The following is a 14,685-nucleotide window of genomic DNA, read 5'->3' as shown; positions in this document are numbered from 1 at the left end:
GATGAAAAATTCGTCTTTTCAAGGGTTTGCCGGAGCGCGACGGTGCCGCTCGAGCCGCCCGCCGCCGGCTGGCACGAGGCCTGCCCAAGAGTGTCCGCCGCACCTCGTCGCCGGGGTGGCTGGGAGGAACAGATGAACAAGCCGGAATTCTTCGCCGACGCCAAGACGAAGTCCCCGTTCTCGGCCCGCTACGATAACTTCATCGGCGGCCAGTGGGTGGCCCCGGTGGCGGGCCGCTACTTCGAGAACACCTCGCCGATCACCGGCGGCGTGATCTGCGAGGTCGCCCGCTCCGACGCGCAGGACATCGAGCGCGCGCTCGACGCCGCCCACGCCGCCAAGGAGGCTTGGGGCCGCGCCGCGCCGGCCGAGCGGGCCCTGATCCTCACCCGGATCGCCGACCGGATGCAGGAGAACCTCGACCTCATCGCGCTCGCCGAGACCTGGGACAACGGCAAGCCGATCCGCGAGACCACCCACGCCGACATCCCGCTCGCCATCGACCATTTCCGCTACTTCGCCGGCTGCGTCCGGGCGCAGGAGGGCTCGCTCTCCGAGATCGACCACGACACCGTCGCCTACCACTTCCACGAGCCGCTCGGCGTCGTCGGCCAGATCATCCCGTGGAACTTCCCGATCCTGATGGCGGTCTGGAAGCTCGCGCCCGCGCTGGCCGCCGGCAACTGCGTGGTGCTCAAGCCCGCCGAGCAGACCCCGGCCTCGGTGCTGCTGCTCGCCGAGCTGATCGGCGACCTCCTGCCCCCGGGCGTGCTCAACATCGTCAACGGCTTCGGGCTCGAGGCCGGCAAGCCGCTCGCCTCCTCGCCCCGCATCGCCAAGATCGCCTTCACCGGCGAGACCACGACCGGGCGGCTGATCATGCAGTACGCCTCGCAGAACCTGATCCCGGTGACCCTGGAGCTTGGCGGCAAGTCGCCCAACATCTTCTTCGCCGACGTGATGGCGCAGGACGACGACTTCCTCGACAAGGCGCTCGAGGGCTTCGCGATGTTCGCCCTCAACCAGGGCGAGGTCTGCACCTGCCCGAGCCGCGCGCTCGTGCACGAGTCGATCTACGACCGCTTCATCGAGAAGGCGGTCGCCCGGGTGAAGGCGATCAAGCAGGGCTCGCCCCTCGATCCCTCGACCATGATCGGCGCCCAGGCCTCGAGCGAGCAGCTGGAAAAGATCCTGTCCTACATCGACATCGGCCGGCAGGAGGGCGCCGAGGTGCTCACCGGCGGCGGCCGCTCGATGCGCGACGGCGAGATGTCCGGCGGCTTCTACGTCGAGCCCACGGTCCTGCGCGGCCACAACAAGATGCGGATCTTCCAGGAGGAAATCTTCGGGCCCGTCCTGTCGGTCACGACCTTCAAGGACGACGAGGAGGCGCTCGCCATCGCCAACGACACCCTCTACGGCCTCGGCGCCGGCGTCTGGACCCGCGACGGCACCCGCGCCTACCGCTTCGGCCGCGCGATCCAGGCCGGCCGCGTCTGGACCAACTGCTATCACGCCTACCCGGCCCACGCGGCCTTCGGCGGCTACAAGCAGTCCGGCATCGGCCGCGAGACCCACAAGATGATGCTCGACCACTACCAGCAGACCAAGAACCTGCTGGTCAGCTACTCGCCGAAGAAGCTCGGCTTCTTCTGATCGGCCCTCTTCGGCCATAGAGCGGGGGCGGCACCCGGCCGGGCGCCGCCCCCGGTCCACCAATCCGCCCGGGACGAAGGCGGGATGGGGTCGTGCCGGCCTTGCTCGAGGAGGATGCGTTCCATGACCGACCCCGTGACCGACCTGCCGCTCCGCGTCGTCGCCACCCCGGCGGCCCTCGACCTGATCGAGACCCTGCGCCGGGAGCACGGGCCGATCCTGTTTCACCAGTCCGGCGGCTGCTGCGACGGCTCGGCGCCGATGTGCTACGCCGTCGGCGATTTCCTCACCGGCGACAGCGACGTGCATCTCGGCGAGATCGGCGGCGCCGAGTTCTTCATCAGCGCCCCCCAGTTCGCCTACTGGAAGCACACCCAGCTCATCATCGACGTGGTGCCGGGCCGCGGCGGCATGTTCTCGCTCGAGAACGGCACCGGCCGGCGCTTCCTCCTGCGCTCGCGCCTGTTCGACGATGCCGAGAGCGCGGCCCTGAACGGCTGACGGCCGGGCCGCCGCGCAAGTGGCGGGGCCGGCTTCGGCCGTGCTAAGCGCGGACACGTTCTCGCGGAGCCAGGCCATGCCGACCCTGACCCATCTCGACGCCGCCGGCGCCGCCAACATGGTCGATGTCACCGACAAGCCGGCGACCGACCGCGCCGCCCGTGCCGAGGGCCTGGTAGTGATGAACCCCGAGACCCTGCGGCTGATCCGCGAGGGCGATGCCAAGAAGGGCGACGTGCTCGGCACCGCCCGGCTCGCCGGCATCATGGCGGCCAAGCGCACCCACGAGCTGATCCCGCTCTGCCACCCGTTGCTGCTGACGAAGGTCCGGGTCGAGTGCGAGCCCGACGAGAGCCTGCCGGGCATCCGCATCACCGCGGAGGTGCGGGTGCAGGGGCCGACCGGGGTCGAGATGGAGGCGCTGACCGCCGTGTCGGTCGCCTGCCTCACGGTCTACGACATGGTGAAGGCCGCCGACCGGGGCATGCGGGTCGAGGGCGTGCGCCTCCTGCACAAGAGCGGCGGCAGGTCCGGCGTCTGGGAGGCCGCCTCCGGCCGTGAGGCCGGCGAATGAGCGCGCTCCTTCCCGTCGCCGAAGCCCTGGCGCGCATCCTCGCGGGCGCCCGTCCGGTCGAGGCCGAGACCGTTCCAATCACCCGGGCCGCCGGCCGCACCCTCGCCGAGGACGTCCGGGCGCTGCGCACCCAGCCGCCGTTCTCGACCTCCGCCATGGACGGCTACGCCGTGCGCGCCGCCGACGTGGCGGGCGCCTCGCCCGAGGCGCCGGTGCGCCTGCGGGTGACCGCCACCAGCGCCGCCGGCCACGGCGCCCGCGGTCCGGTGGGGGAGGGCGAGGCGATCCGCATCTTCACCGGCGCGCCTCTGCCGGCCGGCGCCGACACGGTGGTGATCCAGGAAGACACGGAGGCGCAGGGCGACGCCGTGCTGGTCCGGGCCGGCAACCCGCCGGGGCGCCACATCCGCGGCAGCGGGCTCGACTTTCGCGAGGGCGACCGGCTGCTGGCCGCCGGCGAACGCCTCGACGGCTGGCGCGTCGCGCTCGCCGCCGCCGGCGGCCATCCGAACCTGCGCGTGCGCCGCCGCCCCCGGGTCGCGGTGCTCGCCACGGGCGACGAGCTGGTGCGGCCGGGCGAGCCGGCGGAATGGGACCAGATCGTCGCCTCGAACGGGCTGGCGCTCGCCGCGATGGCCGAATCCGCCGGCGCCGAGGCGATCGATCTCGGCATTGCCGGCGACAGTTTCGCCGCCCTCGAGGCCGCGATCGGCCGCGCCCGCGACGAGAAGGCCGACCTGCTGGTGACGCTGGGCGGCGCCTCGGTCGGCGACCACGACCTCGTCCAGTCGGCGCTCACCCGCCAGGGGCTCGATCTCGGCTTCTGGCGCATCGCGCTTCGCCCCGGCAAGCCGCTGATGCACGGGCGCCTCGGCGCGATGGCGGTGCTGGGGCTTCCCGGCAACCCGGTCTCGTCGGTGGTGTGCGGACTGCTCTTCGTCCACCCGCTGATCCGGGCGCTCCTCGGCGACCCCGAGGCGGGGACCGACCGCAGCGAGCCGGCCCTCCTCGGGCGCGACCTGCCGGCCAATGACGGCCGCCAGGACTACATGCGCGCGGCGCTGGACACCGCGCCGGACCGGCTGCCGGTGGTCCACCCGGCCGAGCGCCAGGATTCCTCGATGCTCTCGGTGCTCGCGCGCTCCGAGGCTCTTCTGATCCGTGCGCCCCACGCGCCGGCGGCCCGGGCGGGCGAGCTCTGCCGCATCCTGCGGCTCGACCGGCCGCTGTAGCGGACGGTTCCGTTTCCGGCAGGCGGGGGACCGTGCGGTCCCCCGCAGCTCCGATCTCCTTATTGCTCGTCGCCCTTGCTGCCGGTCTTGCGGTCGTAGGCGGTGATCGCGGCGCGGCACTGGGCCGAGAGCTTGGCACGGTTGCGGGCAAAGCAGCGCTCGACCTCGGGACTGTCCGGGTCGGCGCCGGCGCAGAGTTTGAAGTAGTCCCCGGCGCAGTTCATCTGCAGGCCCTGGTCGTCCCGTTGGGCGAGGGCCGGGGTGACGGCCAGGAGCGTGAGGAGGGCCGCGGCGGCGGGCAAACGAAGCGACGTCGGGGTCAAGGTGTCATTCCCGATTGAGGTCATGGCCCCTAGGGTAGATGCCTCGGGCCGCCCGGCAAGCTCTGTCAGGTCACACCCTCGTGCGGCGTCGCTCCCCGGTGCGGATCTGCAACGCGCCCGGCGGACGCCGTGCCGCCCGGTTCGCTCGGCCCGACGCCGCCGCTGTCGTTCCATCGTCGAGGCGGGATGTCGCCCAGCAGAGCTTCCGGTCGAGCTTGTCGCGCGGGACAGACGATCCGGCGCTATACAGCCAAGCCTTGATTAAGATTGGCTGAATACCGTTTTCAGATCGCATTAAAATCCACGGCTTTATTGCGGCGCCAACGAAGCGAGAGGCGGCCCCGACCGGCGCGCCGGGCCTCGGTGGACAAGCCCGTCCGCCGCGGCCCGGCCATCGGCGGCCGCGAGGCGATGCGGCGATGCGCGACGACGAGACCGACACCGACGCTCCGGCCGGACCGGAGCCGCGATCCCGTGGCCGCCCGGAGGGACGGGGCGAGCTCGACACCGAGACGCAGCGCCGGCTCGGGCGGGCGCTGCGGGCCCACTACGCCGACCTCCTCAGCGCACCCGTGCCGGATCGGTTCGCCGCCCTGCTCGCCGGGCTCGAGGCCGCCACCGCGGGACACGCGGCCCCGCCGGACGCGCCCGCCGCCGACCCCGCCGGGCAGGAGGATGCGCGATGACGTCCGCGATGACACAGGTCGATCCCGAGATGCGGGCGCTGCTGCTCGGCGCGATTCCCGCCCTGCGCGCCTTCGCGTTCTCGCTGACCCGCGACCTCGACCGCAGCGACGACCTCGTCCAGGACACCCTGGTGCGCGCCTGGACCAAGGCCGACAGCTTCACCCCCGGCACCAACCTCTATGCCTGGCTGTTCACGATCCTGCGCAACCTGTTCTACTCCGAGCAGCGCAAGCGCCGGCGCGAGGTCGAGGATGCCGACGGGGTGATGGCGGGCCGCCTCACGGCCTTGCCGGACCAGGAGGCGCGGGTCGAGCTGTCGGCCTTCCAGGCGGCGCTGAGCACCCTGCCGGCGAGCCAGCGCGAGGCGCTGGTGCTGGTGGGGGCCCAGAACTTCACCTACGAGGAGGCGGCCGAGATCTGCGGCGTCGCCGTCGGCACGATCAAGAGCCGGGTCAGCCGGGCGCGCGGGCGGCTCATCGAGCTGCTCGGCATGACCGGCCCGGACGACATCGGCAGCGACGGCCGGACGCTGGCGGCGATGGGGCATCCGTGATCCCGTTCGGATCCGAAGGCCTTGCGGGGTGCGGCGTCCCGGCCTGCCGCACCCCGGAACACTTTCCTGCACCTCGGGGTTTCGATGACCCGACGGCAGCCGTGCGGCGCTGCCGTCCACCCCGTGGAGTTGGCCGATGCCCCGCCCCTACGAAGCCGTCGCGGACGCGATCCGCACCGCCCGCTCGATCGTGCTGCAGGAAGGCTCCGCGCTCGCCGTGGCGGCGCGGGCCGGCGACGATGCCGCGCTCGATGCCGCGAGCTGCGACCTCGTGAGCCGCATCGCCCAGGCGATCCTGGATGCCGAGCAGGAAGCGATGGCCCGCCATCTCGTGGCCGCCGACCCGTTCGCGACGCGCCGGCTCAGCGCCTGAGGACAGCCGTCGCGCCGGGTGCCGAATCGGTTGGTCGCCGGGCGCGGGAGATCTAAGACACGTCGACGACTTCGATCTTCGGAGCGTGGGACGAGGTCGCGGATGAACGAGCATCGCCATGACGGCCTGAGCAGACTTGCGTTGGCAGGCCAACGCTTCGCCCGTTCAGGTTCTTGTTTGGTCGCAGATTTTAGGCGCCGGACCGGTCACCGCTTCGGCGAGATCTGCTTGAGGCCGAGTCATCCGCCGAGTGCTCCGTCGCGCTGCCGCCTCCTCGCGATCCTGGCCCTGATCGGCCTCGCCCTTTCGCCCGCCCGCGCCGGGGAGGGGGGGCAGGAGGCGCCGAAGGAACCCCTCCATCTCGTTCTCGCCACCGCCACGCCCGGCGGCGGATTCCCGGCCTACGGCGAGGCACTGGCAGCGGCGATCCGGGAGGCGAGCCCGGACATCACCCTGGAGTTGCGGGCGAGCAAGGGCTCGACCGAGAACCTCGACCTCCTGCGCGGGGGCCGCGTCGATCTCGGCCTCGTCCAGGGCGAGTACGCGTACGAGGCCCTGGCGGGGCAGGGCACCGCGCCGGCCGTCACCGTGGTCGCTCCGGTCTATTCGGCGCCGGGCCTGTTCGTGGTCCCGGCGGACGGGCCGGTCGCGGCCTTCGACGACCTGCGCGGTCGGCCGGTGGCGCTCGGCACCCGCAGCTCCGGCCTCACCGCCATGGGCCGCACGGTCCTGCGCGGCGCAGGCCTCGACCCCGACCACGATATCCGTCCGATCCTCCTCGACCATGCCGGCGACGGCCCGGCGATGCTGCGCGACGGGCGCGCGGCGGCCCTGTGGGGCGGCGGCACCGGCTGGCCGGGCTTTCGCGCCGCGGCCGCGGCACCGGGCGGGGCTCGGTTCCTCGGTCCCCCGACGGCGGCGATTCCCGCGATCCTCGCCGCGAGCCCGTCCCTGCGCCGCATGACCGTGCCGGCCGGCACCTTTCCGGGTCAGACAGGGGCGATCGACACGGTGGGGTCGTGGAGCTTCATCCTCGGCCGGCCCGGGCTCGACCCGGGGGCGGTCGCCCGTCTCGTGGCGGCGATCGACGCGGCGCGGCCGGCCTTGGCGCGGCGTCAGCCGCACGAGCGTCCGAGCGATCCCCGCGACCTCGCCGATGCCGTCCCGGCCGGCTGGCTTCACCCCGCCACGGCCTCGTACCTGCGGCAGGCCGGCACGCCCTGAGCCCTGACAGCCCGAGATCCGGTGTGTTCCTGTGGACACAGGGTACGCAACGTTATTACAATGCGTTTCTGGTCTATTGCTGCATCGCGGTGACCGTGGCACCTTCGCGGCAGCCAAGGTTCCCCGGGCGTCGCGCCCGGGGCTAAGAGGGAACCCGGTGCGCTCGGTCGGCAAGACCGTTCGGGCAAGACCGGGGCTGCCCCCGCAACTGTGAGCGGAGAGATCCCGCCGCCGACGGTCACTGGTGCGCCGCACCGGGAAGGCCAGGCGGGAGCGACGATCCGCGAGCCAGGAGACCTGCCTTCGGCGCGCGCCACGTCGGCGCGGTCACGTCCTGCGGGCGGTGCGGCCCGGGGGAGCGCTCGGGTCCGGCTGCCGCGTTCAGGAACGCGGGATGCCGCCTGCCGCTCGTCCGTCCGCCCCGCGCGGCAACATCGAGTGTGCTTCGTGAGAACCCGTCCGCCGCTTCGCCATCCTGCGCCCTCCCGCCGCCGCCGCGGCGCCGTCCTGGCGGGCGCCGTCGCCGTCGGCCTCGCCGCACCCGCGGCCCGCGCCCAGGAGAGCATCGCCCTCGACGAGGTCGTGGTGGAGGGCAGCGCCCCGGCGGGCGGTCCGCAGGCGCGGCTGACCGCCGCGTCCGGCACGATCGGCCTCATCGGCCCGACCCCGGGCTTCCGGGCCGACCGCGCGGTGAGCAGCACCAAGACCGACACGCCCCAGCGCGACGTGCCGCAGGTCGTCACGGTGGCGCCCCGCGAGGTCATCACCGATCTCGCCGCCACCCGGGTCGACCGCGTCCTCACCTACACGCCGGGCGTCGCCCTGCAGAACAATTTCGGCGGGCTGACCATCTTCAGCTACGCCATCCGGGGCGTGACCACCTCGGAACTGTACAAGAACGGTTTTCCGCTCAACCGCGGCTTCCCGCCGCCGCCCGACACCCAGAACGTCGAGCGGATCGAGGTGCTGAAGGGCCCCGGCGGCGGCCTGTTCGGGCGCAGCGACCCTGGCGGCCTCGTCAACCTCATCACCAAGCAGCCGACCGCCGAGCGCTTCGTCGAGATGGGCGGGCTGTGGGGCTCGTTCGAGGAGGTCCGCGGCACGGTGGATTCCGGCGGCGCGCTGAACGAGGACGGCACGCTCCTCTACCGCTTCAACCTCGCGGCCGGGCGCCAGAACAGCTTCCGCGATTTCGTCGACGGCGACCGGCTCTTCGTCGCTCCCGTCGTGAGCTGGCAGGTCACGCCCGACACCAAGGTGACGGTCGAGACCGAGTTCCTGCGCAACCGCACGGTGTTCGACCGCGGCGTCATCGCGATCAACAACCGGCTCGGGTTCCTGCCGATCTCGCGCTTCCTCGGCGAGCCGGGCCAGAGCATCTACCAGACCAACGACTCGATGCAGATCCGGGTCGACCACCGCTTCGACGCCGACTGGCAGATGCGGCTTGCCACCTACCTCAACTCCAACTCGCTCACCGGCGAGGCGGTCGAGGTGCGGGGCATCGCCGCCGACAACCGCACCGTCCTGCGCGACCGCAACTACCGCAACTACCGCGCCGACATCGCGCTCGGCCAAGCCGAGCTGGTCGGGCGCTTCGACACCGCCGGGATCGGCCACACCGTGCTGCTCGGCTTCGAGCGCGAGAGCACCGACGGCACCTACCAGCAGATCCGCTCCAACACCCGCCAGAACCCGTATTCGCTCGACATCTACGCCCCGGCCTACGGCCAGCCGCTTCCGAACTACACGCGCCAGACCAACGGCTTCGAGCAGGTGATGAACACCGCGCTCTACGCCCAGGACCAGATCGCGCTGTCGCCCGAGTGGAAGGCGATGGTGGGCGTGCGGTTCGACTTCTTCGAGCAGGCATTCCGCGAGCGCAGCACCGGCGTCCGCAGCGACCAGACCTACTTCGCCGCCACGCCCCGGGCCGGCCTCGTCTACCAGCCGCTGCCGGAACTGTCGCTCTACGCCAATGTCGGCACGAGCTTCCGGCCGAATATCGGGCCGGACGCCGCGGCCTCGTCGTTCAACGGCCCGTTCGCGCCGGAGACCGGCCTCGGCTACGAGGTCGGAACCAAGCTCGACCTCTACGGCGGCGCCTTGAGCCTGACGGGCGCCGCCTTCCGGGTCGAGCGCCAGAACGTGCTCACCGCCGATCCCAACAACAGCGGGTTCTCGATCGCCGCCGGCGCGGTGCGCAGCCAGGGCTTCGAGTTCACGGCGGCCGGCCAGCTCTCGCCCTCGGTCAAGGTCCTGGCCGGCTACGTCTTCGCCGACGCGGTGGTCACCAAGGACAACGTGCTGCCGGTCGGTGCGCCCCTCATCAACGTGCCGCGCCATTCGGGCAGCCTGCTCGCCGTCTACGAGGCCCAGGAGGGCTCCTGGAAGGGGTTCGGCATCGGCGGCGGCGCGCGGGCGGTCGGCGAACGGGCCGGCGACGCGAATGGTGGTGCCTTCAGGCTCCCGGGCTACATCGCGGTCGACGCGCTGGCCTATTACAAGTGGGAGAACTTCCGGTTCGGACTGAACGTCGAGAACGTCTTCGACACCACCTACTACGCGAGCTCGCTCAACGTCTTCCGGGTGTTTCCGGGCACGCCGCGCCGCTTCACCGGCACTCTGTCGGTGCGGTTCTGATGGCCGCCCCCGCCCGTCGAGGCGATGCGGGCGCGCCCGCGCGCAGGGGCGATGCCGGCCGGGACGCGGCCGCCACCCGCGCCCGGGGCTACCGCCAGCGCCTCGCGCCGGTGCTCGCCGCCATCACGGCGGAGGCCGGGGCAACGCCCGAGGGCATCGCCGCCTGCCTGACCCGGCGCGGCATCCCCAAGCCCCGCGGCGGCCGGGTCTGGACGCCGCCGGACGTGCGCCGGCTCCTGTCACGGCTCGCGGACGAGGCCGCCTCGTGACCGCCGGTCCCCGCCCGCCGCGCATCGCCGCGATCGACGCGCTGCGCGGCCTCGTCATGCTGCTGATGCTGGTCGACCACGTCCGCGAGTTCTTCTTCCTGCACGCCCAGGTTCGCGATCCGATGGACCTCGCGGTCACGTCGCCCGGCCTCGCGGCGACGCGGCTCACCGCGCATCTGTGCGCGCCGGTCTTCCTGCTCCTCACCGGGCTCTCGGCCAGCCTCTATGCCGGCCGCCACGGGCCGGGGGCGGCCTCGCGCTTCCTCCTCACCCGCGGCCTGTTCCTGATCGCGCTCGAGCTCACCCTCGTGAACCTCGCCTGGACCCGCAGCCTGCTGCCGCCGGTCCTCTACCTGCAGGTGATCTGGGCGATCGGTCTCAGCATGATCGCGCTCGCCGGCCTGATCCGGCTGCCCCGGCCGGCGCTCGTCGCGGTCGCGCTCGTCGTCATGCTCGGGCACAACCTCCTCGACGGGATCGTGCTGGCGCCCGACCATCCGGGCTACGTCGCGTGGTCGATCCTGCACCAGCGCGGCTTCATCCCGCTGCCCTGGGGCGTGGCCCGGACCTCCTATCCGGTCCTGCCCTGGATCGGCGTGGCGGCGGCGGGCTACGCGCTCGGCCCGTGGTACGCCCTGGAGGCGGGGGCTCGCCGCCGCCGGCTCCTGGCCCTCGGGGCCGCCGCCCTGGCGTCGTTCGTGGCGCTGCGTGGCCTGAACGGCTACGGCGACCCGACGCCGTGGCGGGCCGGGGCGGATCTCGGGGCGAGCGCCCTGTCGTTCCTGAACCTCACCAAGTACCCGCCCTCGGCCGACTTCCTGCTCGCGACCCTCGGCCTCGGGCTGGTGCTGCTCGCCCTGCTCGAGGCGCTGCCGGCCCGGCGGCTCGCCTGGCTCACGGTGTTCGGCGGCGCACCGCTGTTCTTCTACCTCGCGCATCTGTGGCTGCTGCGCGGGCTGCACGACCTCCTCCTCGCCCTCGGCTTCGGGGCGGAGGGCCGGGTCTCGGCGGACGCGCCGTGGCAGCTCTGGCCGATCGCGGCGCTCCTCGCCCTGCCGCTCTACGGCGCCTGCCGCTGGATGGTGGGGGTGAAGCGGCGCGGGCGCCACCCGGTCCTGAGCTACCTGTAGGTTCGCCGGGACGGTATCACTGGCGCAGGAAGAGGTTCAGCGACACGATGTGGTCCATCGCGACGCGCCCGGCCGGGGCCCGGGCGGTCTGGTTCATGTAGCCGAATTCCAGGGTCGACCGCCCCTGAAGCGGGATTTCCAGCCCGACGAAGGTGCGGACGCGGTCGAAGCCGGCCCGCGCGCCCCAGTCGGTGTCGTTGAGCGCGGCGAAGACCTCGGTCCAGGCGACGGCGGCGACGCCCCGCGTCTCGCCGGTCAGGGGCACGGCGGCGCGCAGCATCTGGCGCAGGCGAAACCCGGTGTCGCGGCCGTTGGTCTGGAATCTCTGCTCGAACCGCGTGCGGGAGGAGAGCTTCATCCGCTCGATCGTCCCGATTTCCCAGCCGATCTGCTGGAAGCTGCGATCCTCCGAGAAGGACCGCCCGGTCAGCGGCGTGGTCTCGACCCGGGCATAGCCCTGGTAGAGGGTGAGCGCGTCGTTGATCGCCCAGCCGACGGCCGGGCGCACGATGAGCTGGTCGAGCCGCGAGGGGCCGTCGCCGAAGCGCGGCTGCACCTCGGCGAAAACCGCGAACGACCCGATGCTGCCGAAGGCCGTGGCGTTGATCCAGAACTGCCCGTCCTGCTCGACCTGTGCCGCCGCCGGCAGGGGGCAGGCGGCGAGCCAGATGGCGGGGAGCAGGAAACGGGGAAATCGGGTCACGGAGCGGGCTCTCCCATCGGGAGCCCGACCGCCGCACGGAACCGAGCGGCTGGAACCTCCCCGACAGGATGGACGAGCGACGGCGGCCGTTTATTGCCGCCCTCCCGCCTCTTGCCGCCGCTGTGACGCGGCGGCCACAGGCGTGGGCCGGTGGGACGGATCCTCAGTGCAGGGCGACGATCTCGCTCTCGCGCACGGCGCGCTCGCCCTTCATCGACCGGATGCGGTAGGCGGCCTCGCCGCTGCGGTCCTCCGGCATCAGCCGCACGACCTCGAACACGTCGATGTCGCTGGCCAGCGCGTCGGAGATCACTGAGCGGACCATCCGCACCTGCTGGTGGAGCTTGAACTTGTACGGCATCGGGCCGGTCCCTTCCTGGTTGACGTGGGGCCGGGGCAGCCCCCCCGGGTCCCGGGACTCAGCCCCGCTTGCGCGCCTTGCGGGCGGCGTAGCGGGCGTCGCGGGCGGCCTTCTGGTCGATTTCCCGCTGCTCGGCCGCGACGGCGGCCTCGGCGGCGAGCCGGATCTCGTCCGCCGCGGCGACCTCGCGCTGGCGGGTCTCCTCGGCGCGGGCCTGGGTTTCGCGGACGAGCCGCTCGGCCTCCTGGACCGCGCGCTCGGCGTCGCGCTCGGCCTGGCGGGCGGCGCGGGCCTCGGCGACGGCCTGGCGCTCCGCGCGACGGGCGATCAGTGCCGGATCGTCGGCGGTGCTGCGGGCCTGGAACCGGCCGAGCATCGCCTGGCGGGCGGCCGCGGCGGTGCCGAGGCGATCACCCAGGGGCGCTTCCTTGAACTTGCCCATCGCTCAGACCCGGCTGATGGCGAGGGAACGGACCGGGCGCGCGAACCGGTCGGCGAGGTGCCAATGCAGCTCCCGCACCGAGTGATAGCGGTAGGTCCGGTCGATCAGGTGGCTGACGTCGCGCGGCTTGCCGCCGGCATGCTGCCAGATCTGCTGCACCTGGAACGTGGCGGGCTCGACGCGCGCCTGGTCGGGACGGGTCTCGGAACTGAACGTGAAATTCACTCAGGAACAATCTGTTGGAGGTCTGGCCCGCATCGCGTGCGGGTGGGGAGATGCGGCTGAAACCACCCGCATCCCGATCGCAAGAAAACCTTACGCGGCGCGCAGGTTGCCGGCGGACTGCTTGCCGCTGCGACGGTCGGTCTCCATCTCGTAGGAGATCTTCTGGCCCTCGTTGAGGGACTGCATGCCCGACCGCTCGACGGCGGAGATGTGCACGAACACGTCCTTGCCGCCGTCATCCGGTTGGATGAAGCCGAAACCCTTTTGGACGTTGAACCACTTCACGGTGCCGGTCGTCATTGTCGTATCCATGATCTGCAAGCATATGGCGGAGCTCGGCGCGCGGGTCCGCAGCGCCAAGGCTCGATTCAATCGACGGATTTGGAGCGAGTGGCAGAGCTTGCGCCGGCACGAGGCGGCGGAGAGGCTCGGTAATCAGGCCAACAATCGATCCGTCATTTGTAATTTATAGAAATCGAGATAGCAAGGCATCCGCGAAAATATTTGTCGTCATCGGCAGCGTGACCGGAAAATCTGCAAAAAACCGCTGGGAAACAGCCGGGTTTTTCTCGCTCAAGGCGCTGCCGACGCTGACGATTCCGCGTCTCGTGCGGGGGGCCGCTCCCGGCCGGTCAGGCGCTCCCGGCACCCGGGGCAGGCCAGCCGATGCAGGCCTCGTGGGCGCGGAAGTTGCGCAGCCACCAGCCCCAATCCTCCGGCACCAGGGCGAAGGGGTCGGGATGCGCGAGCTCCCGCGCCGCCCAGACCGGCCAGTGCGGGTTCGACAGGGCCGGGCGGCCGAGGAAGACGAGGTCGATCAGTTCGTCGCGGATCACTCGGTCGGCCACCGCCGGCAGGCCGAGATTCCAGCTCACGCCGACCGGGATCCCGATCTCGCGCCGCACCCGCGCGCCGCGCTCGACCATGAACGCCATGCGGGCGAAGGGCGGGTCGGTCATCGCGTTTGTGTTGAAGCCGATCGACAGGTCGGCGAGGTCGAGGCCGTGCGCCGTCATCCGGCCGACCGCCGCCACCGCCTCGTCGAACTGCACGCCGTCGGGGTGGAGGTCGTCAGACCCGAGCCGCATGGTCAGCGGCAGGCGCTCGGGCCAGACCGCCCGGACGGCGTCGAGCGCCTCGAGGTGGAAGCGCAGCCGGTTGTCGAACGAGCCGCCGTAGCGGTCGTCGCGCTGGTTGGCGAGCGGCGAGAAGAAGCTGGCGCCGAGATAGCCGTGGGCGAAGTGCATCTCCAGCCACTCGAACCCGGCCGCGACCGCCCGGCGCGCGGCGTCCGCATAGGCCCGGTGGATGCCGGCGATCTCCGCGACGCTCAAAGCCTCGACCGGGTAGGTGTAGCGGCCGCCATACGAGATCGGGGAGGGGGCCTTGAGCTGCCAGCCGTCCGGGTGGTCGGGCGGCAATTGCAGCTTGCCCTCCCAGGGCTTCTGCTCGCTGCCCTTCCGCCCGGTATGGCCGAGCTGGATCGCCGGCACGCCGCCCATCTCCTTGATGATGCGGGTGACGCGGGCCAGGCCCTCGACGTGCCGGTCATCCCAGAGGCCCGCGCAGGCGCTGGTGGTGCGCCCCTCCGGCGTGATGGCGATCTGCTCGGGAAAGACGAGGCCGAACCCGCCGGCCGCCCGCGAGCCGTAGAGCATGACGTGGTAGTCGCCCACCGCCCCGTCGACCGAGCGATGCATGGTCATCGGCGACATCGCGATCCGGTTGCGGAGCGTGACGTCCTTCAGGGTGAAGGGGCTGAACAGGTCGGGCATGCGGCCTCGCGGGA

At 71.9% G+C, this 14,685-nt stretch carries 18 protein-coding genes and 1 riboswitch; of the genes, 11 read left to right on the top strand and 7 right to left on the bottom strand.

Annotated elements, in window-relative coordinates:
• Positions 1-132 precede the first annotated feature (132 nt).
• The 4 genes from adh (at position 133) to V3T34_RS24190 (ending at position 3,963) form a co-directional block, all read left to right on the top strand.
• The gene (gene adh, locus V3T34_RS24205) at positions 133-1,656 is read left to right on the top strand and encodes an aldehyde dehydrogenase (protein WP_060848473.1); all 1,524 of its coding nucleotides are present in this window, start codon (positions 133-135) and stop codon (positions 1,654-1,656) included.
• Positions 1,657-1,779: 123 nt separating this feature from the next.
• A complete protein-coding gene (locus tag V3T34_RS24200) occupies positions 1,780-2,157 on the top strand; it encodes a DUF779 domain-containing protein (RefSeq protein ID WP_175539969.1) in 378 nt (125 codons plus the stop codon).
• A 76-nt stretch (positions 2,158-2,233) separates the two neighbouring features.
• Complete coding sequence (gene moaC / locus V3T34_RS24195; RefSeq protein WP_091887119.1) at positions 2,234-2,731, top strand: cyclic pyranopterin monophosphate synthase MoaC; 498 nt, start codon at positions 2,234-2,236, stop codon at positions 2,729-2,731.
• Complete coding sequence (locus tag V3T34_RS24190) at positions 2,728-3,963, top strand: molybdopterin molybdotransferase MoeA (RefSeq protein ID WP_305078154.1); 1,236 nt, start codon at positions 2,728-2,730, stop codon at positions 3,961-3,963. Before moaC ends, V3T34_RS24190 begins: the two co-directional genes overlap by 4 nt.
• A gap of 59 nt (positions 3,964-4,022) precedes the next feature.
• Here the strand turns inward: V3T34_RS24190 and V3T34_RS24185 are convergent, their stop codons facing one another.
• On the bottom strand, positions 4,023-4,286 hold the full coding sequence (locus V3T34_RS24185; RefSeq protein ID WP_407942761.1) for a hypothetical protein: 264 nt from the start codon (positions 4,284-4,286) through the stop codon (positions 4,023-4,025).
• A 419-nt stretch (positions 4,287-4,705) separates the two neighbouring features.
• Between V3T34_RS24185 and V3T34_RS24180 the strand changes: the two genes are divergently transcribed.
• The 7 genes from V3T34_RS24180 to V3T34_RS24150 all read left to right on the top strand — a co-directional run bounded on the left by V3T34_RS24180 (position 4,706) and on the right by V3T34_RS24150 (position 11,165).
• Entirely contained in the window at positions 4,706-4,972 is a 267-nt protein-coding gene (locus V3T34_RS24180) for a NepR family anti-sigma factor (protein ID WP_305078155.1), read from the top strand.
• 8 nt (positions 4,973-4,980) lie between these two features.
• Positions 4,981-5,526 (top strand): sigma-70 family RNA polymerase sigma factor, encoded by a 546-nt coding sequence (locus V3T34_RS24175; protein ID WP_060849540.1) that lies wholly within the window; start codon positions 4,981-4,983, stop codon positions 5,524-5,526.
• A 136-nt stretch (positions 5,527-5,662) separates the two neighbouring features.
• The gene (locus V3T34_RS24170; RefSeq protein ID WP_305078156.1) at positions 5,663-5,899 is read left to right on the top strand and encodes a hypothetical protein; all 237 of its coding nucleotides are present in this window, start codon (positions 5,663-5,665) and stop codon (positions 5,897-5,899) included.
• A 228-nt stretch (positions 5,900-6,127) separates the two neighbouring features.
• A complete protein-coding gene (locus V3T34_RS24165; protein ID WP_305078157.1) occupies positions 6,128-7,123 on the top strand; it encodes a TAXI family TRAP transporter solute-binding subunit in 996 nt (331 codons plus the stop codon).
• A 99-nt stretch (positions 7,124-7,222) separates the two neighbouring features.
• Positions 7,223-7,442, top strand: a riboswitch (cobalamin riboswitch).
• 128 nt (positions 7,443-7,570) lie between these two features.
• Positions 7,571-9,766, top strand: coding sequence for a TonB-dependent siderophore receptor (locus V3T34_RS24160; RefSeq protein ID WP_305078158.1), 2,196 nt, complete (start codon positions 7,571-7,573; stop codon positions 9,764-9,766).
• Positions 9,766-10,035 (top strand): hypothetical protein, encoded by a 270-nt coding sequence (locus tag V3T34_RS24155; RefSeq protein WP_060848479.1) that lies wholly within the window; start codon positions 9,766-9,768, stop codon positions 10,033-10,035. The genes V3T34_RS24160 and V3T34_RS24155 overlap by 1 nt, the downstream gene beginning before the upstream one ends.
• Positions 10,032-11,165, top strand: a complete 1,134-nt coding sequence (locus tag V3T34_RS24150) for a DUF1624 domain-containing protein (RefSeq protein ID WP_280142904.1) — start codon at positions 10,032-10,034, stop codon at positions 11,163-11,165. The genes V3T34_RS24155 and V3T34_RS24150 overlap by 4 nt, the downstream gene beginning before the upstream one ends.
• Before the next feature lie 16 nt (positions 11,166-11,181).
• Here V3T34_RS24150 and V3T34_RS24145 read toward each other — a convergent pair whose 3' ends face one another.
• The 6 genes from V3T34_RS24145 to V3T34_RS24120 all read right to left on the bottom strand — a co-directional run bounded on the left by V3T34_RS24145 (position 11,182) and on the right by V3T34_RS24120 (position 14,671).
• Complete coding sequence (locus tag V3T34_RS24145; RefSeq protein WP_305078159.1) at positions 11,182-11,868, bottom strand: DUF2490 domain-containing protein; 687 nt, start codon at positions 11,866-11,868, stop codon at positions 11,182-11,184.
• A 163-nt stretch (positions 11,869-12,031) separates the two neighbouring features.
• Entirely contained in the window at positions 12,032-12,229 is a 198-nt protein-coding gene (locus V3T34_RS24140; RefSeq protein WP_305078160.1) for a hypothetical protein, read from the bottom strand.
• A gap of 58 nt (positions 12,230-12,287) precedes the next feature.
• Positions 12,288-12,671 (bottom strand): DUF6481 family protein, encoded by a 384-nt coding sequence (locus tag V3T34_RS24135; protein WP_197682141.1) that lies wholly within the window; start codon positions 12,669-12,671, stop codon positions 12,288-12,290.
• Positions 12,672-12,674: 3 nt separating this feature from the next.
• Complete coding sequence (locus V3T34_RS24130; RefSeq protein WP_305078161.1) at positions 12,675-12,896, bottom strand: hypothetical protein; 222 nt, start codon at positions 12,894-12,896, stop codon at positions 12,675-12,677.
• A gap of 90 nt (positions 12,897-12,986) precedes the next feature.
• Positions 12,987-13,196, bottom strand: a complete 210-nt coding sequence (locus tag V3T34_RS24125) for a cold-shock protein (protein WP_060848484.1) — start codon at positions 13,194-13,196, stop codon at positions 12,987-12,989.
• Positions 13,197-13,528: 332 nt separating this feature from the next.
• Complete coding sequence (locus tag V3T34_RS24120; protein ID WP_305078162.1) at positions 13,529-14,671, bottom strand: oxidoreductase; 1,143 nt, start codon at positions 14,669-14,671, stop codon at positions 13,529-13,531.
• Between the last annotated feature and the right edge of the window lie 14 nt (positions 14,672-14,685).

The organism is Methylobacterium ajmalii, assembly GCF_036448855.1.
Classification (GTDB): Bacteria; Pseudomonadota; Alphaproteobacteria; order Rhizobiales; family Beijerinckiaceae; genus Methylobacterium; species Methylobacterium ajmalii.
This window is presented reverse-complemented; position numbering and strand designations above follow the sequence as displayed.

Coding starts and splice junctions, on each gene's coding strand:
- V3T34_RS24155 (WP_060848479.1), top strand. CDS start 9,766: ATGGCCGCCCCCGCCCGTCGAGGCGATGCGGGCGCGCCCGCGCGCAGG.
- V3T34_RS24125 (WP_060848484.1), bottom strand. CDS start 13,196: ATGACGACCGGCACCGTGAAGTGGTTCAACGTCCAAAAGGGTTTCGGC.
- V3T34_RS24175 (WP_060849540.1), top strand. CDS start 4,981: ATGACACAGGTCGATCCCGAGATGCGGGCGCTGCTGCTCGGCGCGATT.
- V3T34_RS24200 (WP_175539969.1), top strand. CDS start 1,780: ATGACCGACCCCGTGACCGACCTGCCGCTCCGCGTCGTCGCCACCCCG.
- V3T34_RS24140 (WP_305078160.1), bottom strand. CDS start 12,229: ATGCCGTACAAGTTCAAGCTCCACCAGCAGGTGCGGATGGTCCGCTCA.
- adh (WP_060848473.1), top strand. CDS start 133: ATGAACAAGCCGGAATTCTTCGCCGACGCCAAGACGAAGTCCCCGTTC.
- V3T34_RS24190 (WP_305078154.1), top strand. CDS start 2,728: ATGAGCGCGCTCCTTCCCGTCGCCGAAGCCCTGGCGCGCATCCTCGCG.
- V3T34_RS24180 (WP_305078155.1), top strand. CDS start 4,706: ATGCGCGACGACGAGACCGACACCGACGCTCCGGCCGGACCGGAGCCG.
- V3T34_RS24135 (WP_197682141.1), bottom strand. CDS start 12,671: ATGGGCAAGTTCAAGGAAGCGCCCCTGGGTGATCGCCTCGGCACCGCC.
- V3T34_RS24120 (WP_305078162.1), bottom strand. CDS start 14,671: ATGCCCGACCTGTTCAGCCCCTTCACCCTGAAGGACGTCACGCTCCGC.
- moaC (WP_091887119.1), top strand. CDS start 2,234: ATGCCGACCCTGACCCATCTCGACGCCGCCGGCGCCGCCAACATGGTC.
- V3T34_RS24170 (WP_305078156.1), top strand. CDS start 5,663: ATGCCCCGCCCCTACGAAGCCGTCGCGGACGCGATCCGCACCGCCCGC.